The 22,976-nt window shown below is 63.4% G+C and carries 23 protein-coding genes; 12 read left to right on the forward strand and 11 right to left on the reverse strand.

Annotated features, from left to right (window positions below; genetic code table 11):
* Nucleotides 1-88: 88 nt before the first annotated feature.
* Nucleotides 89-1,234 (forward strand): acyl-CoA dehydrogenase family protein, encoded by a 1,146-nt coding sequence (locus tag EXE63_RS17800; RefSeq protein WP_011895443.1) that lies wholly within the window; start codon nt 89-91, stop codon nt 1,232-1,234.
* A 604-nt stretch (nt 1,235-1,838) separates the two neighbouring features.
* On the opposite strand, the gene EXE63_RS33495 is transcribed toward EXE63_RS17800, so the two are convergent.
* From EXE63_RS33495 to EXE63_RS17835, 7 genes are all read right to left on the reverse strand, one after another.
* Nucleotides 1,839-2,183, reverse strand: a complete 345-nt coding sequence (locus EXE63_RS33495) for an adenylate cyclase regulatory domain-containing protein (RefSeq protein WP_078281695.1) — start codon at nt 2,181-2,183, stop codon at nt 1,839-1,841.
* A complete protein-coding gene (locus EXE63_RS17810; protein WP_011895441.1) occupies nt 2,143-2,805 on the reverse strand; it encodes a TetR/AcrR family transcriptional regulator in 663 nt (220 codons plus the stop codon). Before EXE63_RS17810 ends, EXE63_RS33495 begins: the two co-directional genes overlap by 41 nt.
* A gap of 413 nt (nt 2,806-3,218) precedes the next feature.
* Complete coding sequence (locus tag EXE63_RS17815; RefSeq protein WP_067992188.1) at nt 3,219-4,955, reverse strand: acyclic terpene utilization AtuA family protein; 1,737 nt, start codon at nt 4,953-4,955, stop codon at nt 3,219-3,221.
* Complete coding sequence (locus EXE63_RS17820; RefSeq protein ID WP_011895439.1) at nt 4,952-5,764, reverse strand: TIGR03084 family metal-binding protein; 813 nt, start codon at nt 5,762-5,764, stop codon at nt 4,952-4,954. The genes EXE63_RS17815 and EXE63_RS17820 overlap by 4 nt, the downstream gene beginning before the upstream one ends.
* A 2-nt stretch (nt 5,765-5,766) precedes the next feature.
* Nucleotides 5,767-6,534, reverse strand: a complete 768-nt coding sequence (locus EXE63_RS17825) for an enoyl-CoA hydratase/isomerase family protein (RefSeq protein ID WP_011895438.1) — start codon at nt 6,532-6,534, stop codon at nt 5,767-5,769.
* 386 nt (nt 6,535-6,920) lie between these two features.
* On the reverse strand, nt 6,921-8,429 hold the full coding sequence (locus EXE63_RS17830; RefSeq protein WP_067992190.1) for a carboxylesterase/lipase family protein: 1,509 nt from the start codon (nt 8,427-8,429) through the stop codon (nt 6,921-6,923).
* A 221-nt stretch (nt 8,430-8,650) separates the two neighbouring features.
* On the reverse strand, nt 8,651-9,664 hold the full coding sequence (locus EXE63_RS17835) for a helix-turn-helix domain-containing protein (RefSeq protein ID WP_041800299.1): 1,014 nt from the start codon (nt 9,662-9,664) through the stop codon (nt 8,651-8,653).
* A gap of 122 nt (nt 9,665-9,786) precedes the next feature.
* On the opposite strand from EXE63_RS17835, the gene EXE63_RS17840 reads away from it, so the two are divergent.
* From EXE63_RS17840 to EXE63_RS17875, 8 genes are all read left to right on the forward strand, one after another.
* A complete protein-coding gene (locus tag EXE63_RS17840; RefSeq protein WP_011895435.1) occupies nt 9,787-10,107 on the forward strand; it encodes a 2Fe-2S iron-sulfur cluster-binding protein in 321 nt (106 codons plus the stop codon).
* Between the two features lie 22 nt (nt 10,108-10,129).
* Nucleotides 10,130-11,521, forward strand: coding sequence for a cytochrome P450 (locus tag EXE63_RS17845; protein WP_011895434.1), 1,392 nt, complete (start codon nt 10,130-10,132; stop codon nt 11,519-11,521).
* A complete protein-coding gene (locus EXE63_RS17850) occupies nt 11,518-12,720 on the forward strand; it encodes an NAD(P)/FAD-dependent oxidoreductase (RefSeq protein ID WP_067992193.1) in 1,203 nt (400 codons plus the stop codon). The genes EXE63_RS17845 and EXE63_RS17850 overlap by 4 nt, the downstream gene beginning before the upstream one ends.
* A 265-nt stretch (nt 12,721-12,985) precedes the next feature.
* A complete protein-coding gene (locus tag EXE63_RS17855; protein WP_067992196.1) occupies nt 12,986-13,396 on the forward strand; it encodes an SCP2 sterol-binding domain-containing protein in 411 nt (136 codons plus the stop codon).
* Nucleotides 13,397-13,444: 48 nt separating this feature from the next.
* Nucleotides 13,445-15,061, forward strand: coding sequence for a fatty acid--CoA ligase (locus EXE63_RS17860; RefSeq protein WP_078290122.1), 1,617 nt, complete (start codon nt 13,445-13,447; stop codon nt 15,059-15,061).
* A gap of 45 nt (nt 15,062-15,106) precedes the next feature.
* The gene (locus EXE63_RS17865) at nt 15,107-16,213 is read left to right on the forward strand and encodes an NDMA-dependent alcohol dehydrogenase (protein ID WP_067992199.1); all 1,107 of its coding nucleotides are present in this window, start codon (nt 15,107-15,109) and stop codon (nt 16,211-16,213) included.
* A 270-nt stretch (nt 16,214-16,483) separates the two neighbouring features.
* The gene (locus tag EXE63_RS17870; RefSeq protein ID WP_067992202.1) at nt 16,484-17,584 is read left to right on the forward strand and encodes a BtrH N-terminal domain-containing protein; all 1,101 of its coding nucleotides are present in this window, start codon (nt 16,484-16,486) and stop codon (nt 17,582-17,584) included.
* Complete coding sequence (locus EXE63_RS17875; RefSeq protein WP_043985051.1) at nt 17,581-18,249, forward strand: transglutaminase-like domain-containing protein; 669 nt, start codon at nt 17,581-17,583, stop codon at nt 18,247-18,249. Before EXE63_RS17870 ends, EXE63_RS17875 begins: the two co-directional genes overlap by 4 nt.
* 224 nt (nt 18,250-18,473) lie before the next feature.
* Here the strand turns inward: EXE63_RS17875 and EXE63_RS17880 are convergent, their stop codons facing one another.
* Complete coding sequence (locus EXE63_RS17880; RefSeq protein ID WP_162291742.1) at nt 18,474-18,707, reverse strand: hypothetical protein; 234 nt, start codon at nt 18,705-18,707, stop codon at nt 18,474-18,476.
* Between the two features lie 36 nt (nt 18,708-18,743).
* On the opposite strand from EXE63_RS17880, the gene EXE63_RS17885 reads away from it, so the two are divergent.
* A complete protein-coding gene (locus EXE63_RS17885; RefSeq protein WP_043985053.1) occupies nt 18,744-19,058 on the forward strand; it encodes a PaaI family thioesterase in 315 nt (104 codons plus the stop codon).
* A gap of 181 nt (nt 19,059-19,239) precedes the next feature.
* Nucleotides 19,240-20,289, forward strand: a complete 1,050-nt coding sequence (locus EXE63_RS17890; RefSeq protein ID WP_062655119.1) for an LLM class flavin-dependent oxidoreductase — start codon at nt 19,240-19,242, stop codon at nt 20,287-20,289.
* A gap of 47 nt (nt 20,290-20,336) precedes the next feature.
* Here EXE63_RS17890 and EXE63_RS17895 read toward each other — a convergent pair whose 3' ends face one another.
* From EXE63_RS17895 to EXE63_RS17905, 3 genes are all read right to left on the reverse strand, one after another.
* The gene (locus EXE63_RS17895; RefSeq protein WP_062655118.1) at nt 20,337-20,801 is read right to left on the reverse strand and encodes a DUF6188 family protein; all 465 of its coding nucleotides are present in this window, start codon (nt 20,799-20,801) and stop codon (nt 20,337-20,339) included.
* Between the two features lie 75 nt (nt 20,802-20,876).
* Complete coding sequence (locus EXE63_RS17900; RefSeq protein WP_062655117.1) at nt 20,877-21,548, reverse strand: TetR/AcrR family transcriptional regulator; 672 nt, start codon at nt 21,546-21,548, stop codon at nt 20,877-20,879.
* The gene (locus tag EXE63_RS17905) at nt 21,545-22,003 is read right to left on the reverse strand and encodes a PaaI family thioesterase (RefSeq protein WP_275991490.1); all 459 of its coding nucleotides are present in this window, start codon (nt 22,001-22,003) and stop codon (nt 21,545-21,547) included. The genes EXE63_RS17900 and EXE63_RS17905 overlap by 4 nt, the downstream gene beginning before the upstream one ends.
* A gap of 155 nt (nt 22,004-22,158) precedes the next feature.
* Between EXE63_RS17905 and EXE63_RS17910 the strand changes: the two genes are divergently transcribed.
* The gene (locus EXE63_RS17910) at nt 22,159-22,845 is read left to right on the forward strand and encodes a TetR/AcrR family transcriptional regulator (protein WP_078281698.1); all 687 of its coding nucleotides are present in this window, start codon (nt 22,159-22,161) and stop codon (nt 22,843-22,845) included.
* Nucleotides 22,846-22,976: the final 131 nt, after the last annotated feature.

Genomic DNA, 22,976 nt, shown 5'->3' on the forward strand with positions numbered 1-22,976 from the left:
CGTGCGATTCGTGGTACACCATGTACCCACAGGCGAAGCGAGACCATTGCGGGATCGGTGCGCAAGCAAACACAGTGAGGACTTTGTAATGGCAGCCAACCGCTCTAGCTGGATGGACGACGACCTCGACGCACTGCGGGATTTGGCACGTACGTTCTGTGAGAAGGAGGTCGCGCCGCACAGTGCCCGCTTCATCGAGCAGCACCACGTGGATCGGGACCTGTGGACCCGGGCGGGTGATCTTGGGTTGCTGTGCATGTCAATCCCCGAGCAGTACGGCGGAGGTGGGGGAACGTTCGCTCACGAAGCAGTCTTGATTGAGGAACAGGCCCGCATCGGCGATTCGGCATGGGGCGCGCCGCTTCATAGTGGAATCGTCGCCCACTACCTGCTCGAGTACGGCACCGATGAGCAGAAGGAACGCTTTCTTCCCAGACTGGCAACTGGTGAGATGGTTGGCGCGATTGCGATGACGGAGCCGGGCACTGGCTCCGATCTCCAATCTGTCACGACCAAGGCATCGCGCGTTGGAGACGAATACGTTGTCAACGGTTCCAAAACGTTCATCACCAACGGCGCTCAGGCCGACCTCATCATCGTCGTTGCGAAGACCGACCCCAGTGCCGGAGCGAACGGAATCTCGTTGGTTTTGGTCGAAGGCGATCGACCGGGCTTTCGGCGGGGTCGGGTGTTGGACAAGGTCGGTCAGCGCGGACAGGACACCTCCGAGCTCTATTTCGAAGATGTGCACATTCCGGTTGAGAACCTCCTGGGTACGACTGAAGGCCAGGGGTTCATTCAGTTGATGCAGCAACTTCCCCAAGAGCGATTGATCCTTGCGCTTGGTGCAGTGACAGTACTAGAAACAGCGCTCGAGTTCACTGTGGAATACACCAAAGATCGGCATGCCTTCGGCAAGCCCGTCTTCGCCTTCCAAAACACCAAGTTCAAGCTCGCCGAGGTCGCCACCGACGCCCACATCAGCCGCGTTTTCATCGACGACTGCGTCGCCCGCCATCTGCGCGGTGAACTCGACATCCCCACCGTCGCGATGGCGAAATGGTGGACTACTGAGCGTGCGATGGTCGCCCTTGATGACTGCTTGCAGCTCCACGGCGGCTACGGCTATATGACCGAGTATCCCATCGGCAGGATGTGGGCCGATGCTCGCGTTCAGAAGATCTACGGTGGGACAAACGAGATTATGAAGGAGATCATTGCTCGGTCGCTTTAGATCGAATTCGACCGCTAGATTGGTTACGAGGGGCCGCGATAGCGAGGTGGCGTTCGCTTATCAAGTCGGTGGTGACTGTTCATTAGGCGGTCACTGTTCACTAGGCGGATACCCGGCGAGCTCGCTTCAAACGGGGGCCTTACTCGGCCGGCCTGGGCGCGCCGCGCCCGAGACAGGTTGACCTTGCTGCTGACGCCCTTCAGACGATATGCGCCGGCGGACGACCACCGGAGGCCTGCGTCGTCGACGATCACCCGCGTGGAGTCCCACCAACACTGCGCCTGGCCGCGCCGCCGCGCTCACTCGGCTGGCCAGGTTCACGGGGTTGCCGAACCAGTCGCCCGCGCGCGAGACCGCTGACCCGGACGCCACGCCAATCCTCAAGGAAGGCAGGTCATTTGCTGACGCGCTGTCGATCAGGTCCAGCATCGTCGTCACCAGCGGCGTCGGTCGTGATGAGACCAGCATGACCGCGCCCCGAGGGTTTCACGAATCTCAACCGGTGGGTTGGCAGCCTCGCGCGCAGCAGTCGCGAGTCGATTCGCGAGCCTCTCCAAATCGTCGGGCTGAAGCTTTCAACATGTTCAGCGCGCGAAGCCACGCATCATCTCCGTGGCCTGCCCGATGCCTTCCGTGAGGGCCCGCAATATGGCGACTGTTTCGTCTGGATTCCGGTTTCCGTGCTCAGCTCGCGCAGAGAGACGTACCGTCCCTCATCACCCAGTACGCGGCTTGTAGGAAGAAGGAGAGGGGTTGGGGCCACCAGTCGGCTTTGATCAATCGTGAAGCCCTGGGCATGCAGCCAGGCAATTAGATGAGTCCTTTCCTGGCGGCTGTCGCCCTCAAGACCGTCGTGCAGACATACTGAGCGAGGTCGTCTTCGTGTGTTGCTGACACCCTGGACCTGCTTAGTGCTGCGGCGTACCGGGACGCGGACAGGATGGTTCAGTGTTCACGCCGCGCACCTGGTGACTCGACGCGGGGACGCCGAGCACGGCGTGACCCATCGCAACGAGCAGCGCAGAGGTCTGTTCGGGAGCCAGGCCAGTGCCGCGGTAGTGCAAGATCGATTGAATGGCTCCGATCGCTCCATGAACCATCGCCCGAAGTTCAATCTCATCGACCGCGGGCCGCAATTCTCCGACGAGGTGTACCCACTCTTCTAGATAGAGTCGCTGCTTTCGGCGCAACCGGCTCTGGTGCTGATCCGACAGATTGTGCACTTCGCGGTAATACACCATTGCCAGCTCGCGTTGATCCATTACCAAGGCGACTTGGTCTGACACCAGCAGGGTCAGCGCCTCCGCCTCGTCGCGGGACTGCTCGACGATCGCCGTCGCACGCTTAAGGAGTTTGTCCACCACTCGCTCGAAGAGGGCCGCCAGTAGATCGCTCTTACTGTTGAAATGGCGATAGATGGCCGGCCCGACAACCCCTGATGCAACGCCGATGTCGGCCATGGAGACAGCGTGGTAGCCCCGCTCGGCAATCAACTCGGTGGCAGAGGCGAGAATCCGTTCCCGACGTTCGCCGCCGACCCGGGTACGTCCGGCAACGACCACCTTGTTCACTACTACCTTCCTTCGCTCGCAACCAGGGCTCGCGCAGCACTGCAGCGCCGGGAGCTACACTACGAACGTTAACACCTGCTCACAATCCCAGGTTGAGTTGAAATGTAGACGCCCAGTGGCAGGTGGCTGGCGCCTGCGCGTGTGATCCCCATTCGTGGATGTGCCCGCTCATTGGCCAAGATCGGCAACCGCGTGGGCAGATCGCTGCGCCCTCTTTGGATGTCCAGTTCGGCAAGGAACTGGACAAAGCCATCTCTCCGTCTGCCGGACGCTGTTGGCGTCATCCGATCGTCATCACATCGTTCGGCAACACGGCTTTGGCAAAGGGGCTACGTCAAGCAGCAGGCAGAGGACGGCGACTTGATTGGCGATACGTCGACAGAGTGGCCCGGCTACTCCAAATTCGGGATTTGTCAGGTCGCGCCGACAAGGGATTGCGGTATGTCCACGATGCGGGAGCGCAGGTACTCGCACAAGCCCTTCGCCTGGGCATCCGGCCGGGTCGAGGATGCCACGCCTTCCCCCAGCAGCCCGTGCACCACAACGTTGAGCGCACGCAGGTTGGGCAGCTCGAATCGCTCTATGCGCAGCTGCGCAGCCTCCGGGCCGAGCAGCCCGCGCAGTCGCTCGACGGTTAAGTGCTCGCGCACCCAGGCATAGCCGGCGTCGTCGCGGGCCCAGAGACCAATATTGGCGTTGCCGCCCTTGTCGCCGGACCGCGCGCCCAGAACCGCGCCCAGCGGCGCGCGGCATGTCGGCTCGGTCGGCGGCGCGGCTGCCGCGCTGCCCCGGACCTTCGCGGCCGGCACGCTACCGGTCGGCGGATCGGCGATCCTCCGGCGCTCACCGTTGGGCAGCACCACGACCTGCGTCACGCTCGACCGGGGCACGGTCGCTGGGCGATACACGCCGAACACTGACTCCGACGTGGGTGGCGTGGTGGTGTGGAAGCCGGCATACCCGGCCAGAGCGATCTCCATGATTGCGCTCGAGAACGCCCGGCCGACCTTGCGCGGGTCGGTGTCCTTGACCGTGATCCGCAAGTGCGCGCACGCCTGGTCGTTGGTGGGGGCGTCCGGTGTGTCGAAACGCAGAAACCGGACGTCGACCTCGGCGAAGGATCCCCGGCCGCCGAGGATGTCGAACAGCTGCTGCTGCGCGAACGCGGCTTTCGCCTCCAGGTCCAAGCCGGTGAGCACCATCGTCATGGTGTTCCGGTAGCCCCCGACCTCGTTCAGCGCCACCTTGAGCGTCTCCGGTGGCGGGCTGCCGGTGACACCCGTGATCGCCACCCGGTGCTCGGCCTGCTGGGCCAGCGAGATCGTGTCGAAGTGAGTCACCACGTCGGGCCCCAGATAGGCCGGCTCGGCGATCTCGTAGAGCAGCTGGGAGGTGACCGTACCGACCGACACCAGCCCCCCGGTGTCGGCGTGCTTGGTGATCACCGACGAGCCGTCGGCCGCCACCTCCGCGATCGGGAAGCCCGGGTAGCGACGGTCGGTGATCTCGTCGAGGAAGGCGTAGTTGCCGCCCGTGGCCTGTGGTCCGCATTCGATGACGTGGCCGGCCACGACGGCACCGGCGAGCCGGTCCCAGTCGGTGCGCTCCCACCCGTGCCACCAGGCGGCCGGGCCGACGACCAGCGAGGCGTCTGTCACCCGTCCGGTGACGACGACGTCGGCGCCCGCACCCAGCGCTTCGGCGATACCCCAACCCCCGAGGTAGGCGTTGGCCGAGACCGGCTTGACCTCACCGACCGCAGGGGTGATCGCGGAGAGGTTCCCGCGCAAGTCGTCACCTTCGATGTGGGCGATCCGGACGGTGATACCGAGCCGGTCCGCAAGCTCGCGCAATCTGACGGCCAGCCCGGCCGGGTTGAGCCCACCGGCGTTGGCCACGATCTTGATACCGCGGTCGGAACAGGTGCCCAACACCTGCTCCATCTGGGTCAGGAACGTGCGCGCGTAACCGCCCGCCGGATCCTTCGCCTGGGCCTTCGCCAGGATGAGCATCGTCAGTTCAGCGAGGTAGTCCCCGCACAGCACGTCGATGCTCTGCTCGCCCGTCCCGCCCTCGACCATCTCCCGCGCCGCGGCGATCCGGTCGCCGTAGAAGCCCGAGCAATTTCCGATGCGTACCGGGTCCCTCACGACACACCTCCGTCGAACTGTCCTGCGGTGCGCCCGCCACCGGGAGGTCCGGCGAAGGCCTGCGCGATGGAGAGCCACTGGTCGGCGAGCGGACCGGTGACGTGCAGTGCGGTGTCGTCGCGATGCCTGCGCTGGGTGACGAGCAGGCAGAAGTCGTGCGCAGTGCCGGTGACCCGGTTGGGCACGCCGTCGGGGCCCCAGGTCCACAGCGTGCCCCCCGGTGCGGTGAGCTCGACACGGACGGGTTCCTCGGGCACCTCCAGGCCGTTGGCCATGTAGCTGAACGCCCGCGCTCCCACGCCGATGTGGGCGACGTGGCGCAACCGGGCCGAGGGCACACGGGTCACTCCCAGCGCGTCGGCGATGTCCTGACCGTGCGCCCAGGTCTCCATGATCCGCGCGGTCAGCGAGGAAGCCGCGCTCATGGGGAGGCCGAACCACGGCACCCGCATCGAGGGGTCGATCGCTGCGAAGGCAGCGACGAGGGCGCGGCGCGCGCCGTCGAACCAGGACAGCAGCTCCGCTGTCGGCATCGGCCGGTAGCGCTCGGCGATGGTGTCCGGGGAGATCCGGCCGTCGGCGAGCATGGGCAGCACCTCGGCCGTGAACCCTTCGGGGTCGGTGGCTGAGCGCACCGCGGCGTCGTCGAAGAACGCAAGATGGCTGATCTGATCGCGGACCGCCCAGCCTGCCGCGGGGGTGGGCGCGTCCCACCCGGCTTGCCCCTCGGGCAGCTCGGCGATCAGTGACCACAGCTCGGCCGTTTCCGCCCCGATGTCGGTGATCAAGGACTCCATCGGCACGGCCACGTCTAACGTCCCTTCCAAACCGGTGTGCGCTTCTCGCGGAACGCGGCGGGACCCTCTAGCGCGTCGGCGCTGAGGTACACCGGCTCCCATATCTGGTCGGCGTGGGCGTAGGCCTCCGTCAGGTGGTGCGCTGCGGAGAGGTATACGGTCTTTTTTGCCGCGAGTACGGACAGCGGTGCGTTGGAAGCGATCCGCAGGGCGATCTCCTGAACTCGTACCCGCAGCTCCGCTGCGGGCACGACCTCGTTCACCATGCCTACCTCGCGGGCGCGCTCGGCAGTGATCGGGTCGCCGGTCATCAAAATCTGCAGCGCAATCCGCGGCGGCAGCAGCCACGACAGCGGGACAGCCCATGGCGAGCCGCGGCCTACCTTGACCTCGCTGACCGCGAACCTGGCGTGCTCGGCTGCGATGACGAGGTCGCACTGCTGGGCCAGTAGGAATCCGCCGGCGAAGGCGACGCCGTTCACCGCGGCGATGGTCGGCTTGGCGACCTGGATGTTGCGCCCGAATTGCGGCGCGAAGTCTGGCGGCGGAACCGTGAGCGCCGTCTCCGCCATCTCTTTAAGGTCCCCTCCGGCGCAGAACGCCTTATCGCCTGCCCCGGTCAGCACCAGAACCTTGGCGGAGTCGTCGGCGTTGAAGCGGTGAACGCTGTGGAACAGTCCCTGCCGGACCGCCCCGTTGAGCGCGTTCCGTGCCTCGGGGCGATTGATCGTCAACCAGGCCACCCCGTCGACGACCTCGTAGGTGATCGCTTCCTCGCTCATCAATCCCCGTCCTGATCGGCACCCGCCCTCCCGATGTGAGGGCTCGTTCACTCGCAGTACGTTACCCGGCAGAATGTCGCGAGGACCAGTTGGTGAGCGAACGCGTTGCGTCCGGCGGCGCAACCCGACCGGCGTGGCCAGCTCCGTAAATGTTGGGTTCGCCACCTCGTCGGCCGCATTCGGTTCGAGCGATTGACGAGATCGGATCCCAAGGCCGCAACACGGGGTTGCATTCGTACGTCAAGTCCTCGGCAAGAATGTGGCCCTCTTCGGCCTTTTGGGATTGGCACGCCGGAGGTGCTCCTTGCCACCGTTTCACCCTTGGCTCCCAGAAACAATCGGTGCCAAATGCTGTGAACGCATGCGTCGCCGCGGGGAACCGCTCGTCAGCGTCCGAGGACTTGAAAACCTTCCCATGCTTTCCGGCGGTCGGCGTGGGGGTCGTTGTCCACTCGCGAAGCGCGATCGAAGACGAGGACCGGACGGGCGTCGCTGGTGTAGCGCGGCCAGCCGTCTCCTGGAACTCCGGTGCGTGCGAAAGCATCCCAGCGCCCTTGCATGTCGTCGCTCACGCGTAGGGCCGAGCGGCGATCGGCTCCGGCGCTGAGTAGCCGACCGAGCGGCGTGCGGTAGGCGTCGAACACCGCAAGAAGCTCCGTCGCATGGGTGGCACCCAGCCCGGCCCATTGCAGAGTTCGCGGGGCGAAGTCATAGCGGTACAGATATGTGGGGGCGTGCCGACTGTGGGAATCCGCGAGCTGCCACAGTGTCGATCCGAATGTGAAGTCGGCCCCCAGTCGGATACAGGCATCGGGGGCCGGATATTCGGGATAGGCAGCAGTAATTCGCTCGCGACAGGTGGGTTCCGCTCCCGCTAGTAACGCTTCGATCTTGGCTTCGTTCGTCGGGAGGAGTTTGAGGAAGCGAGTGAACAACCGGCCCTCGTCGGCGTTCGTACCGACGATCAGCGGCACACGGTACGCCTTGCCGTCGCGCATCGCTTGAATGGGCTCGGACGGTAGATAGTCGGTTCCGAATGTGCATCCCACCGGGTAACCGCCAGCAAGGTCCGATGCACTCGTGGTGAGCAAGCGATCGAATGCATTCACCAGTTGAGCCGGACGCGCCGCCAACAGGAGGCGGGCGGGCTCCCGCTCGTCGGCGCAGAGAATGGATGCGAACTTGGCGGCGAACTCCGCGGCCAGCTCCTGGGAGCGGGATAGCGCGCCGGCCGGACTTTGTGAGATAGCCTGTGCGAAAAGCCCTTTCGCCGCTGGCACGGCCAGCAAAGTGGTAACGGCGTGCGCGCCCGCGCTCTCTCCGAAGATCGTCACGTTATCGGGATCGCCGCCGAATGCCGCGATGTTCTCGCGTACCCACCTGAGCGCCGACACGAGGTCACGCAAGTAGAGGTTGTCGTCAATATGGATGTCTGCGGTGGACAGCGACGACAGGTCGACAGCCCCTAGCGCGCCGAGGCGGTAGTTTGCCGATACGTACACGCAACCGCTGCGGGCAAGCGACGCGCCATCATAGATCGGTGTCGCGGAACTGCCCAGGAAGTACGCCCCGCCGTGAATGAAGAACATCACGGGCAGAGGTCGGTCCGAGCCGCCGTCGGGTGCAACGACATTGAGGGTGAGGCAGTCCTCGCTCATGGGCTGGAACTTGCCCGGACCGACGATGGTGTATCGGCGGGGCTGTGGAGCGCAGTAGCGGAATCGGTGGCAGGGTCGGACGCCGTCCCACGCTTCGACCGGCTGGGGAGCCTTGAACCGCAGCGCGCCGACTGGTGGCTTGGCGTAGGGAATGGAACGCCAGCGATTGACGCCGTCCCGCGTGAATCCTTCGATGGCGCCCGAGGTGAGTTCGGTGCGGACTGTCTTCGCTGGCATGTATCGACAATAGCGAATGACTATTCACACCAGCGCCCGGCTCTGCCGTTCAGTCGCCGTGTCGGGCACGGTTTGGCCTGCTACTGATGACTCACTCGACTTCGGTCAGCGGCCTCCACGGCCGTTCGGTGACGTCGTGGCTGATTCTTAAGCACCGGTTACTTCTTTTCAGAAGAAGAAGCTACCCATGACCGGCTATCTCCGGGCGTGCGGGGACATCCTCAGCGTTGTGAGCGTCGGTACTCGCTCGGAGAGCGGCCGGTCCATCGCTTGAAGGCGTGTGAGAAGTTAGCAAGATCGCCGTATCCGAGCTCGGTCGCGATCTGGCTTGCCGACATTGATCGGGTGATTAACAGCATCATCGCGCTCTCCCGCAGACACGACTGGCGCAACTCGCGAAACGTGGTGCCCTCTTCGGCGAGCCGGCGTTTGAGTGTGCTGGTGGATACCGAGAGTTCGTCTGCGACCCGCTGGCAACTTCGCTGTCCGGGATCCTCGTCCAACAACCGTCTCACCTTCTTGGAGAAGGACGTGGCTCCGCTCTGCTCGTCGAGGGTCCGCCTCAGCTCGGCGACGGCGAGTCGATACGCAAGGGGATCGGAGAACCGGCACACTTCATTGAGCGCGTTGACGGGAACATGAAGGTAGGACATCGGTGCGTCAAAGAACAGGCGCCCGGCTAGTACCATCTCTGCCGCGAGTTTGTTCAGGGAGACCGGCGCTGACCAACTCAAGTGGAGCGTGACGGTCAGCGCGTCACTGACGAGCATGTCCAGCAGTCGTAACAACGCCGAGCCGGTATATGTGACTGCTAAGCAGTCCAGGGCCCGATCGCCTGTGTGCCCCCAGAGCCCGACGGTGAGACCTTGGTCGTTTGGACGGAATTGTGCATTGATCGCCGTGGTGATCAACGGTAGATAGGTGAGCAGCTCGACGATCTCGGCTACCGAGCCTGCGCTGACCAGCGGGACGCTCAACGGGCCGAAAGATGTCAACTGTGCCTGTCCTGCAAACGAGAAGCCGAGCAGGGTTGCCCGGTCGACGTCTAGATCGGGGTACAGATCGCGAAACCACCGCAGTGGCGCCTGGACATCGTGCTGCATCAGCGTCGCCTCGTCGGTTCCCTCGCGCGCCATGATGGTGCGAAGCCGCGCGACGGCGTCCGGGTCGAGTGCCTGGCTCTCCAGCATTTGCACGAACGCGACCGGAGGCACACCGGCGTTGCTGAACTTCACCGATCGTGCCCCCTGAGCCCAATCCACAAGTTCCTGATCCGCGCAAACATAGCGGAAGCGCTCGGATTGGACAATCCTGTTAACAAGTATTCACATTCAGGGCAACTTAAGAGGAGTCGGTAATGGCCGTTGTCACTTTTGTCTCCCACGACGGCGACAAGCACCAGGTGCCTCTCGATGAAGGCCAGTCACTCATGCAGGTCGCGACCAACAATGCAGTGCCTGGCATCGACGGCGACTGCGGAGGCGAAGCGGCGTGCGGTACCTGCCACGTCGTCGTCGATCCGCAGTGGTCCGATCAGGTCGGCTCCTCCGGCGTCGGCGAAGAGGAGATGCTCGCGATGAACCCCGAGCGTCAGCCGACCTCTCGGCTGTCCTGCCAGATGACGGCCTCCGAGGCATGGGACGGCTTGATCGTCCATCTGCCGGAGTTCCAGATGTGACGACGAAGGGAAGTGGTCAAACATGGTAAAAATCTCTGAAAAGGTCGCCGAGAAAGTTCAGGCGACCATCCCGATCGACCTGCAGATTCAAGGTGCACACGCCTACGACAAAACTCGGCGTTGGGTGACCGGTACGAACGGGAAGAAACTCTTTGTAGAGCGTCCTATTCCGCCGGCCGAGGAGGTCGAACTCGCCGACATCGATCTCAGCAATCCTTTTCTCTATCGCCAGGGGCGCTGGCAGTCATACTACGAGCGCCTGCGTAACGAAGCTCCGGTCCATTATCAGCGGCACAGTGCCTTCGGCCCGTTTTGGTCCGTCACCCGGCATGCCGACATCGTGGCCGTCGACAAGAATCATGAGGTCTTCTCCGCTGAGCCATTGATCGTCATCGGGGTGCCGCCCCGCTTCCTGGATATCAAGATGTTCATCGCGATGGATCCACCACGCCACGACCTGCAGCGGGCGGCTGTCCAAGGGGTGGTCGCACCCAAGAACCTACGGGAAATGGAGGGTCTGATTCGCTCGCGCGTAAGGGAGGTGCTGGATAACCTCCCCGTGGATCAGCCGTTCGACTGGGTTCACGACGTCTCGATCGAGCTGACCGCTCGAATGCTTGCGACCCTGCTGGACTTTCCGTACGAGCAGCGTCGCAAGCTTGTCGAGTGGTCGGATCTGGCAACCTCGATGGAGCAAACCAACGGCGGTCCCTCGGACCTTGACGAGACGTTCGTCGGCATGCGCGCCATGGCCCGAGATCTCAGCCGGCACTGGCACGACAAGGCGGCCCGGACCGGTGCCGGAGAAGAGCCTGGGTTCGATCTGATCACCATGCTGCAGAGCAATGAAAGCACCAAAGACCTGATCGACCGGCCGATGGAGTTCTTGGGCAACCTTCTGCTGCTGATCGTCGGAGGCAACGACACGACCCGGAACTCGATGAGCGGCGGCGTTCTCGCGTTGAACCGCTACCCGGACCAGTTCGAGAAGCTGAAAGCAAATCCCGACCTGATCCCCAACATGAACTCCGAGATTATCCGATGGCAGACGCCACTCGCCTACATGCGCCGGATCGCCAAGGCCGACACCATGCTGAATGGTCAGTTCATTCGCAAGGGTGACAAGGTCGTGATGTGGTACGCATCGGGAAACCGCGATGAGCGCGTATTCGATCGGCCCGACGACTTCATCATCGACCGGGACAACGCCCGCAACCACATCTCTTTCGGGTTCGGCGTCCACCGCTGTATGGGCAACCGGTTGGCCGAGATGCAGTTGCGGATCCTGTGGGAGGAGCTGCTTCCTCGTTTCGAGAAGATCGAGGTCATTGGTGAGCCCGAATACGTGCAATCCAACTTCGTCAGGGGAATCAGCAAGCTGATGGTCCGCCTCACCCCGAAAGCCGGCGCATGACTTTGCATCGAGCGGTCATCGTGGGCGCCAGCCACGCGGGCGCCCAACTGGCGGCCAGCCTTCGTCAAGAAGGATGGGACGGCGAGATCGTCCTCGTCGGCAATGAATCGGCAGCGCCCTACCAACGCCCTCCGCTGTCGAAGGCATATCTGGCCGGGAACTGCACAGTCGACAAGCTCGCGATCCGCAGCGCCGAGTTTTACACAAAGCTGCGAATCGAAGTTCTGGATGCGACGGTGGAGGCAATCGATCGCGCAGCGGGTCACCTCTCGCTGAGCACCGGCGAGGTGCTGCCCTACGACAGGCTCGCGCTGTGCACGGGCGCGCGCCCCCGTCGGCTCTCCACCCCAGGCGCCGACCTGGCCGGAGTCTTCTACCTACGCACCGCGGCGGACGTCGAGATGATCCGAGACGCCACCAGACCGGGGCGTCGAGCCGTGATCATCGGCGGCGGTTACATCGGATTGGAGACGGCTGCCTCCTTGCGTGCGTTGGGTCTAGAGGTCACCGTGCTCGAGGCGACGGAGCGCGTCCTCGAACGGGTGACCGCCCCGGAGGTATCGGCGTTCTTCGACCGGATCCACCGGGAGGCGGGCGTCAACATCCAGACGGGCGCGCGGGTCGAGGCTCTGTCTGGCGACGGCAAAGTCGGCGAAGTAGTCCTGGCCGGTGGCGAATCGATTTCCGCCGACCTCGTCATTGTCGGCATCGGCGTTGAGCCGAACACCGAGCTCGCCGCTGCCGCGGGCTTGGTCGTCGACAACGGCGTCGTGATCGACGACCAAGCCCAGACCAGCGACTCCGCCATCATGGCCGCCGGGGACTGCGTCAGCCACGACATGGCTCGTTACGGCCGCCGTATACGTCTGGAGTCCGTGCCCAGTGCGGCCGAGCAGGCCAAAGTCGCGGCGGCGACTTTGTGCGGGAAGTCCAAGAAGATATCAGCGCTGCCTTGGTTTTGGTCAGATCAATACGACCTCAAGCTCCAGATCGCGGGTCTCAACACCGGGTACGACGAGGTGGTCCTCAGCGGCGACCCGACCCGCGACCGCGACTTCACCTGCTTCTACCTGCGTGCCGGCGAGCTCATCGCCGCCGACTGCATCAATCGCCCCCGCGACTTCATGTTCAGCAAGCGGGTCATTACGCAGCAGGTCCCCGTCGAACGGGCCGAACTCATGCTCGCCGGCTCGGTCTGAGGTCATGGCTGCATGGGCGATGGGACGGCGACTGCGATTGCGACGCGTGTGTCGGAGACGAACGTCAGCGAGAACCGCCATCCAACTCCGCTGGCCGCGGGGACTGGCTAGCGGATGCCGCCGGGCACCTCGGCGGTGTTACCGCAGCGCATCAGAAGCTAGTGGAGGTCGCCAACAGGCGTGACGATTTTTGCGGGGGGAGCATCGTCTTGAGTCGATGCTCGCGACTGTTCTGTTCTGACAACGAGATTGGTGGAGATTGACGGTGGCGGTATTCAAGGACGAGGACGAGGTCTATGCCTTCTTGGGTGGGATCTTTCAACGGGGCTTGGAGAAGGAGGGACTGGCGGACAAGCTCGCAAATTCGGGTGTGGTGTTACGGGTGCACTACACCGATCCGGACGCGGTGGTAACGGTGGACATGCCGAAGAAGGTGGTGGAGACCGGAGCGGCCAGTACCGCGGTGCCCAACGTGGAGTTGTTCATGTCGGCGGACACTGGAAACAAGTTCTGGCTGGGCAAGGTGAACCTGACGATGGCGATGGCCAAGGGGACGGTGCGCGCAAAGGGCCCGGTGCCGAAGTTGATCAAGTTGATTCCGCAGGCCAAGAATCTGTTCCCCGAGTACCGGTTGATGCTGCAGAGTCAGGATCGGCAGGACCTCATCGATGCGTGACCGTCGCCTCATCAAGGGTTGTCGGGCGGGCTCTCGATGAGGAGCACGATGCAGGACGTTGCGTTGACGGTGCCCGCGATCGTGGCCCATGCTGCGGCAGTCCATGGCGATCGCGAGGTGTTGACCGCACGCGGACCCCAACAGATCTCTGGGGTGTCGTATCATGAGTTGGGGCAGCGTGCGGCGCGGTTGGCGAATGCGTTGCGCGAGATAGGCATTTGTGGAGACGAGCGTGTCGCGACGCTGCAGTGGAGCAACCAGGAGCACCTGGACTGTTACGCGGCGGTGCCGTCGATGGGTGCGGTGCTACATACGTTGAATCTGCGGCTGCCACCTGAACAGCTGACGTGGATCGCCAATCATGCCGAAGATCAGGTGATCATCGTCGACGGTACGGTGCTGAACCTGTTGGCGGCGGCGTTGCCGTCGATGACCTCGGTGCGCACGGTGCTGGTGACCGGCACGGGTGATCTTACCGCAGTGCAGGGCTGCGGAAAGGACGTCCTTCGCTACGACGATGTGGTGGCAGCCCAGCCGAGCACGTTCGACTGGCCCGACGTCGACGAGCAGTCGGCCGCAGCGATGTGCTACACGAGCGGTACTACCGGGCACCCGAAAGGCGTTGTCTACAGCCACCGTTCGACGTGGTTGCACTCTCAATCGGCGTGCACCTCGAACGCCTTGGGCATCGGTCATGACGACACGGTGTTGGCGATCGTTCCGATGTTCCACGCTAATGCCTGGGGGTTGCCGTATGCGGCGATGATGGCGGGGGCGCAGCTTCTGCTGCCTGACCGTTTCCTGCAGGCGGGGCCATTGGTGGAGATGATCGAGGCGGCCCGGCCCACGATGGCGGGCGCTGTGCCGACGATCTGGACCGATGTCTTGCACTACCTGCGCGACAATCCCGGCCACGACGTGAGTTCGCTGGAGATGGTGGCGTGCGGTGGTTCGGCGGTTCCGAGGTCGTTGATGACTGCCTATGACGAACTGGGCATCCGAATCGTGCAGGCCTGGGGGATGACTGAGACCTCCCCGCTGGCTGCGGTCGCTCTGCCGCGGAACACCGACACCCCGGAGAGGTCCCTTTACCTGCGGGGAACCCAAGGCAGGGTAGTGGCCGGTGTGCAGGCGCGCATCGTTGATGACAGCGGTGCAGAACAACCTTGGGACGGACTGTCGGTGGGGGAGATTCAGATCCGCGGCCCGTGGATCACTCAGTCCTATTACGAGCATGACAGTCCGGCGGTGTCGCCGGACGGTTGGTTATGCACCGGGGATGTCGGGACCATCAGCGCCGATGCGTTCATCACTCTCACCGACCGCGCCAAAGACGTGATCAAGTCTGGAGGGGAGTGGATCTCCTCGGTGGAATTGGAGAACGAGTTGGCCGCTCACCCTGCAGTACGCACCGCCACGGTGATTGGAGTGCCCGACGACAAGTGGCAGGAACGGCCGCTGGCAGTGGTGGTCCTGGCCGCTGACTGCACCGCCACCGCTGCGGAGTTGACTGAGTTCCTGCGTGCACGGGTGGCCAAGTGGTGGCTACCGGAACGGTGGGCGTTCGTCGCCGACGTTCCGTTGACGTCTACTGGCAAGTTCGACAAGAAGAAGCTGCGCCGCCAGCATGCCGACGGTGAGCTCGCCGTCGAGACGCTGGCGTGAACCATCCACTGCTACGGAAGCACCGACGTTGAGGAGAGGACACACATGAAAACACGCGCTGCCGTGCTCTGGGGCTTGGGAGAGAAGTGGGAGGTTGATGAGATCGAGCTGGATCCGCCCGGTGCGGATGAAGTGCTGGTCCGGTTGACCGCCAGCGGGTTGTGCCATTCAGACGAACACCTGGTGACCGGTGATCTGCCGTTTCCGCTGCCCGTCGTCGGTGGTCATGAAGGCGCCGGCACCGTGGTCGAGGTGGGTGCAGGTGTCGAGGACCTGGCCGAGGGCGATTCGGTCATCCTGACGTTCCTGCCGTCTTGCGGGCACTGCTCTTACTGCGCGCGCGGGATGGGAAACCTGTGCGACATGGGTGCGGCGATCATGATGGGACCCCAGATCGACGGCACCTACCGCTTCCATGCCCGCGGCGAGGATGTCGGCCAGATGTGCTTGCTGGGCACGTTCTCGGAATACACCGTGGTGCCGAAGGCCTCCTTGGTCAAGGTTGACCACGGGACACCGTTGGACAAGGCGGCCTTGATCGGTTGCGGTGTCACGACCGGTTACGGCTCGGCGGTACGCACCGGTGACGTGCGCGCCGGGGATACCGTGGTCGTGATCGGCGCCGGCGGCATCGGCATGAATGCGATCCAAGGCGCCCGCATCGCTGGCGCGTTGACCATCGTGGCTGTCGACCCAGTGGAGTTCAAGCGCGAACAAGCTGGCGGTTTCGGCGCGACGCATGCCGTTGCCACCATCGATGAGGCCTGGTCACTGATCAGCGACATCACCCGTGGCAAACTCGCCGACGTCTGCGTCTTGACCACCGACGTCGCCGAAGGGGCCTACACCGCTGAGGCGCTATCACTGGTCGGTAAACGCGGCCGTGTGGTCATTACCGCGATCGGACACCCCGAAGACACGTCGATGTCGGGCTCGCTGCTGGAATTAACGCTGTATGAAAAGCAGATCCGCGGTGCCCTCTACGGCTCGTCCAACGCCGCCCACGACATCCCGCGGCTCGTCGAACTCTACAACTCCGGACAACTCAAACTCGACGAGCTGATCACCCGTGAGTACACCCTCGATGAGATCAATGAGGGCTACGACGACATGCGGTCAGGCCGCAACATCCGAGGACTCATCCGATTCTGACAGAGCACCGAAAGCAGGGAAGCGCAAAACGGCACCAAGCGAGCTCAGTACAACGATGGCGATGCTGCGGGTCAGGGGCTCTCACCGTTGACGCTTTGATGCGGATAGCGATCGAAAGCAATGTTTCCCATAGTCATAGGCGGTCGAGCTGCGCGGGTGAGATTGGCTGCGGTCGACCAGTTCTGGCACCTACCGCCAGCCGCGACGCCTTGATGGAACGTAGCTTTCGATGAGTCTTAACAGTGCTATTGGACAAGAGAGGAAGCGGCGATGGCGAGGATTGAAATTCCCTATCCCCACAGGAGAGGAGGGCACTGTGGTTCCGGTGCGCTGCGTGACCTTACTGAATGGGCACAACTAGGATGGGGGACAGAAACACTCAGTGAAGGATTGGTCTTCACCCTCGGCGGAGCCTTGGACTTCTCGTACGTCCGCTCTACGCAATTGTTTCCCCAGATCTACCTGGTAGGACGAGGAAGCGACCTGGAAAAAGACTACCTCTCCCGAGTTGGTGCAAACTGCGTAGTGCGATCGACCGATGACGCAGACGTGGGATGGTCATTTGTTACCGACGAAGTCGACAAGGGCCGACCCGTCATGGTCTGGGCTGACATCGGCGAACTTCCTTACCTGCGCGTCCGATTGCACATGAGCCGTCACGACATCGTCATCACCGGATATGATGACGAACAAGGGGTTGCCTATGTGGTCGATAATGACCGCGAGACCACCCAAACGGTGGCTTATGACGACCTGCGCCGGGCGCGGTCCTCGGTAGGGTTCCCTACACCGACCCGGCACACCACATATCACGTCGACTGGCCGGAGCGAGTGCCCGACCTTGGGCCGATTGCCGCCACTGCATTAGCCGCGAGCGCAGCTTTCATGCGCGGCGGTGCCGTAGGTGCGCCGCTACTGCGCATCGAGGCAGCTGAAGTCGAGGCCTCCGGTTTGAAGGGTGTGCAGGAGTTCGCCGATGACGTACGGCATTGGCCAACGGTGTTTGATGACGACGCCCTGACCGCGGCATTGTTCGGGCTCGGGGCGTTCATCGAGAAAGCCGGAACCGGTGGCGGGCTCTTTCGTATGCTGCAAGCACAAGGTTGCCAGAATATCGCCGATCTCCTCGGGGACGCCGCCGCAGCCGAAGCGGCGGCCGCGGCCCGACACGCTTCCCAAGCGTGGTCTGAGCTTGCGGCCGCAGCCACCGATGCCGGCACATCGCTACGGAGTCGTAGTCTCGCTGCGGCCAAAATCGCCGCGACGATCCCGGACTCCGAAACACGCCTCGTCGAAGCCCTCGAAACGGCCAGTCGATCCGTTGGCACTGTCGATACCGGCCTCGAGGCTTATCTGAAAGGCTATCTGTGAGCGACACTTCAAACGAATCGAGTTTCCTGGAGACAACTGGGTTCCTCGATTGGCAGCACGACGATGTACAGCGCTTCACCGAGGACGCGGTCGGTGACGTTCGTGACCCTGTGCAGAAGGCGAGGTTGATCTTCACCGCTGTGCGGGACAGGATTTGGTACGATCCCTATAGCACCGACGACGATCCCGAGCATTATCGGGCGAGCTATGTAGCGACAGCGTCGAGGGCGTATTGCATACCGAAGGCGGTGCTGCTGACCGCGGCAGCTCGTGCGGCGGGCATTCCGGCCCGGCTCGGATTCGCGGACGTGCGCAACCATCTGCAGACCACCACATTGCGTGCCCGGATGGGAGGTACCGACGTGTTCGTCTACCACGGATATAGCGAATTACAACTCAACAACCGCTGGGTGAAGGCCACTCCGGCGTTCAATGCCGAGCTCTGCGCGCGATTCGGTGTACCTCCGATCGACTTCGACGGCCACACCGATGCGCTCCTCCATGCCTACGACGGTGGGGGAAGCCAACACATGGAGTACCTCAACGACCGCGGTTGGTACCACGATCTCCCCTTCACCGACATCGTTACAGAGTTGCATCACCGGTACGGCCCGCTCATGGCTGGCGCTGGAGCCCAGCGTGACGCCTTCTCCCAGGAGTTGTGAGGCGCTGCGGACTGTGTGCCAGTTCATTGTGACGCGATCTGGCCGGCTATGAATACACTGCAGTCCAAGGGATTACGGGCAGGACCAGATAGCCGACAGTGTCCTAATCGGAAGGTGTGTCGCAGCGATGATCTCGGCGGGCTAACGAGTCCTACATACATATCTACCGGCGATCAGCCCAGTCGACGCCGGCGCAATTCTTCAGTCGTGTGGTGAACCACGCGCTACGAGGGTCTATTTAGGAGGGTTTCGTCATCGAAGAGCAAGCGGAAGAAGATTCGGCCATCGCATGGTGGCATAGCTTTCAGGATCGTGCTGTCGCCGCCGACGGCGACTACCTTGATGCGCACCACCCGTGGTGCCTTGGTTGCGGCACAGACAATCCGCACGGTCATCGCCTGCGAGCGCGTCGGCATGGCGACGGGGTGGGTGCCAGGCATATCTTCGACGGCAGACATCGCGGCGCACCCGGTATCGCACATGGCGGCGCAGTCATGACCGTACTCGACGACATGGTGGGCATGTTGCTGTACGTCGTCGGTGAGATGGCCGTCACCCGCAGGTTCGATACCGAGTTCTACGCGCCGGTGTTGCTGGGGGTCCCCTACGAGGTCAGCGCGGAGCTGGTGTCCAAGACCGGCCGGAAACTCGAAGTCCGGACAGAATTGCGCGAGGAGACTACCGGTCAGCTAGTCGCGTCCGCCTCAGGGTTATTCGTCGTCGTCACGATGGCGCACTTCACTAGTTCCATACAGAAGGCGACTTCGACACCCTGCATTGTGCGGTCACCCAGGGAGGGAAGATGCTGAGCACCAGCCTTGGAGGTGGCGCACGGCTGGCCGCGCGCGTTCCACGTCTCTTACCCCGCTCGACGCAAACATCATCAACGCACTCATGTACCTGGTCGCCGAGGATCACCTCCACCAGACGGCGGCCACGGGTCAGCGCCGTCGTATTCGACGGCCCGCGCCCGCGCACAGGAGACCGGTCATGAGCACCTACGGCCTGTCGGTTCTCGGCGCGGATTTGAAGTCACTGGCCCAGACCGCACACGCCGCCGATGCGGCCGGGTTCGACGCCGTATGGGCCTCGGAGTTCTACTCCCGGTCGGGTTCGATCTCCATGGCCGCGATGGCCAACTGCACACAGAACTGCCGGATCGGTTCCTCCATTCTCTACGGCGTCGGCCGAAGCCCCCTGGTGCTGGCCACCGAGGCGCGTGATCTCGACGAACTCTCCAACGGACGGCTGGTGCTGGGCATCGGCAACGGCACCAAGCGGATGATGAGCGACTGGCACGGCGTGCCCGACACCTCCGCGCCCGCGCTGCGGATGGAAGAACTCGTGATGCTGCTGCGCCGGATATGGAACCTGCATGAAGGCCCGATCCATCACGAGGGTCGTTTTTACAGAATGAATCTCACGCCGACCGGCGACGTGGGACCCTCCAGCCGGCCGATCCCGATCGTCACCGCCGGTGTCCGGCCTCGGATGTGCGAGGCGGCCGGGCGGGTGGCCGACGGGCTGGCCGGACATCCCCTGTTCACCACCACCTACGTCGAGGAGATCGTCCGGCCCGCTATCGCCAGGGGTGCCGCGCACACCGGCCGCGACCCCAATGACGTGGAAATCATTTCCATGGTGATGTGCGCCATCCACGACGACGCCGAGGTCGCCAGGCGCGAACTGGCGCAGCAGATTGCGTTCTACTCCTCGGTCAAATCCTACGAGACGGTACTTGATGTGAACGGCTTCGCCAGCGAAGGCCGAACCATCCGGGAAGCATTCGCCCAGCGCGATTTCCCGGCGATGTTCGCCGCGGTGTCCGAGGAGATGATCGACACCATGGGCGTCGCGGGGACGGCACACGAGGTCCGTGAACAGCTGAGACGCTACGACGGCGTCCTCGACCACATCATGCTGTATTCACCATCGGTTGGCATCGCTCCCGAGCGCGTGCAGCAAAACCTCGACAGCATCATTCGGGAATGCTCGCCCGCCTCGATGTCGCCAGGGCAGTCCGGTCCACGTTCAATCTGATCCACGCATTGCCGCCGAAGTTGACCCGTCCCCGTCCGCGGTCGCATTTAGTGCGTCTGTCGCGCCGACCCCGCCGACGGTTGTGCGGCGTTGTTGAGGATGTTGGCGTCGTCGCTGTCGGGGAGGTCGTGGCGGACCACGCGTACCCGCCCCCGGGGTAGGCATGCCATGTAGCCGTGGCGCTTGCCGTACAACTCCCATGCCGTTTCCTCGGAATCGGGGTCGACGTCGATGCTGTGTCCACGCGAGAACCTCAGGTGTAGCCCTCCATCGTCGCCGGACCAGGCCTGAGTGCACACCGCGCCGGCGAGGTTCAACAACGGGCGTTCGTCAGTCGCGATCTTGAGTGGATCGATGCGTACCGCTTCTGCGGGATACGGGTCGACCGCAGGCAGTGTCAGCAGCAAGGGGCACGAGATGACAATCTCGTTGTAGTCGTCCAGGTCCAGGACCAGGCCGTCGCGCACGGAGACGCGTTGCACGACACAATTTTCGATCCATTGGGTATACATGGCACTCTCCTTCGCCGCGTCATCGAGCCTCGCCCTAAGGGTACTTTAGGTAGCGCTGCGATACTACTAGTAGCGTTATGCGGTTTCCGCGGGTCGTGCGCGGCTGGTCACCACGCGCCGAGTGGCCAGGTCGATGCGTTCGCGAGTATCGGCGGCCGACGCTCGGTGGCCACAAAAGGCCACGAGGTTGGCCAGCCACACGTCGGAGATGATCGCGGCGATGTGTAAATCGGCGGGAGTCGGTTCGCCGCCCCTGAGCGTGCGGGCCAGCAGGGTCTGAATTTCGGCGGCGGCGCAGTCTAGTTCTGCGGCTGCCCGGGTGTCTGCAACGGCGAACGCTCGTGTCATGGCTGATGTCAGCCAGGGATCGCGCTGCCAGCGGTCATGTAGGTGTGTGGTGAGACGTTCGAGCCGTTCCAATGGCGTGCCGTCACCGCTAGCCCAGTCGTCAGCCGAGTCGAGTCGGCGAAACTCGCGCGATAGCGCCGCCACCAACAAGTTGGTCTTCGCCGGGAAGTGGCGGTAGAGCGTGCCGACGGCGATACCGGCCCGCTCGGCAACCGACCGCATCTGAACCGCCTCATAGCCACCTGACGTGGCCACGAGCAGGGCCGCGTCCAGAATCGCTTCCCGGCGCTGGGCGGATGAACGCGAGGCGGGCGCTACAGCGGTCCGCGTCTGACCGCCAGCCGAATTTGCTTCCAGCGGTCGGGTTTTGCCATGGCTGCGAGAAAGAGCGTGCGTCATAATCGCCCGTCGTCGAGGCCGCCGTGACGTGAGAACTGCTCGAGAAGGCCGCCAAAAGCACTGACGTCGCCGTGCGCAGCGAAGTGATCCGTGCTGACTGCGACAAATACCGCAGTGGCGGTGAAGCGGTTGGCCCCATCGGAATCAGTGCCCGTCGCCATGACGTGCAGAGCCCGTCCTTCGCGGGACCGGATGTGGGCGGTGATCCTGTGGGGTTGATGCAGAGGTACCGGCCGCAGATACTCCACTGTCAGGCTGCGAGTCACCGCTGGTGTGCCGGCGATCCACAATGTGAATCCCAAGACGTCATCGCACGCCGCCGCAACTGCTCCGCCATGGGCCAGCCCAGGAGCCCCAATGTGGCGCTCGTCGAAAATCACGTCGGAGTACACCGCGTCGCCGCGGCGGTGCACCACCAACTGCAGTCCGTGGGGATTGTCGGGGCCGCAACCCATGCACGTTGTCGTGTGCGAAGGTAACCGCTTCGGCAGCGACGCGCTTTCCGGCACAATCACGCTCCAATACTATCGGTTTCGCTTCGATACCGTTAGTACCACACTGCTAGACTGCCAGGACAGCATCGCGTGAAATCGACCGCCGAGGTGAATGAGTGAGCGACAGTCAGCCAGCGCCGGTCCCTGACGATGACGTGGACCCGCGGCGAATCCGGTCTCGAAATCGACTGCTGGATGCAGCCGCGACCCTTCTGAGCACTGGCGGCGTGGAAGCCGTCACGATCGATGCCGTCACCAAAGCGTCCAAAGTGGCCAGAACCACGCTTTACCGCCATTTCCAAAGTTCGTCGCACCTGCTCGCAGCCACGTTCGAACGCTTGCTTCCCCAGGTGACGACTCCGGTACCGACCAGCGGCCCTCTGCGTGACCAGTTGATCGAATTGCTAAGCCGCCAAGCCGCTCTTTTCAACGACGCGCCACTGCATGTCACGACGCTGGCATGGCTGTCCCTTGGTCCCACCGGCCCGACGAACGAAGCCGATGATCGACACACATCCGGCGCGTTGCGGGCCCGAGTCGTCGAGCAGTACCGGCAACCGTTCGACGCCATACTCTCTAGCCCGACGGCGCAAGCCGAGTTGGAGAACTTCGACCGAGAACTGGCGCTGTGCCAACTGGTCGGCCCAGTGGCGTTTGCCCGGATGACCGGCATTCGCGCCATCACTCACGACGACTGCGTGAACCTCGTCGATGGCTTTCTCGCCGCCCACTGCAAGAGCGACGATGGCGAGACCAAGCGCGTGAAGGCCGCCAGTCTGCATGCACGGCGACCGCTCGCATAGCCCTCTAGCACAACGAGTTTCACTGCGCCCAGTCTGGCTGGTCTTCGAACTTTCCTCTGCACTCCAGTCACGTCGGCGATGGCACCGGCGAAATGTTCGCCGTCACTCGCTAGGGGCCGTGCACGCAGATC

It is taken from the genome of Mycolicibacterium frederiksbergense, from assembly GCF_012223425.1.
In the GTDB taxonomy this organism is placed as follows: Bacteria; Actinomycetota; Actinomycetes; order Mycobacteriales; family Mycobacteriaceae; genus Mycobacterium; species Mycobacterium frederiksbergense.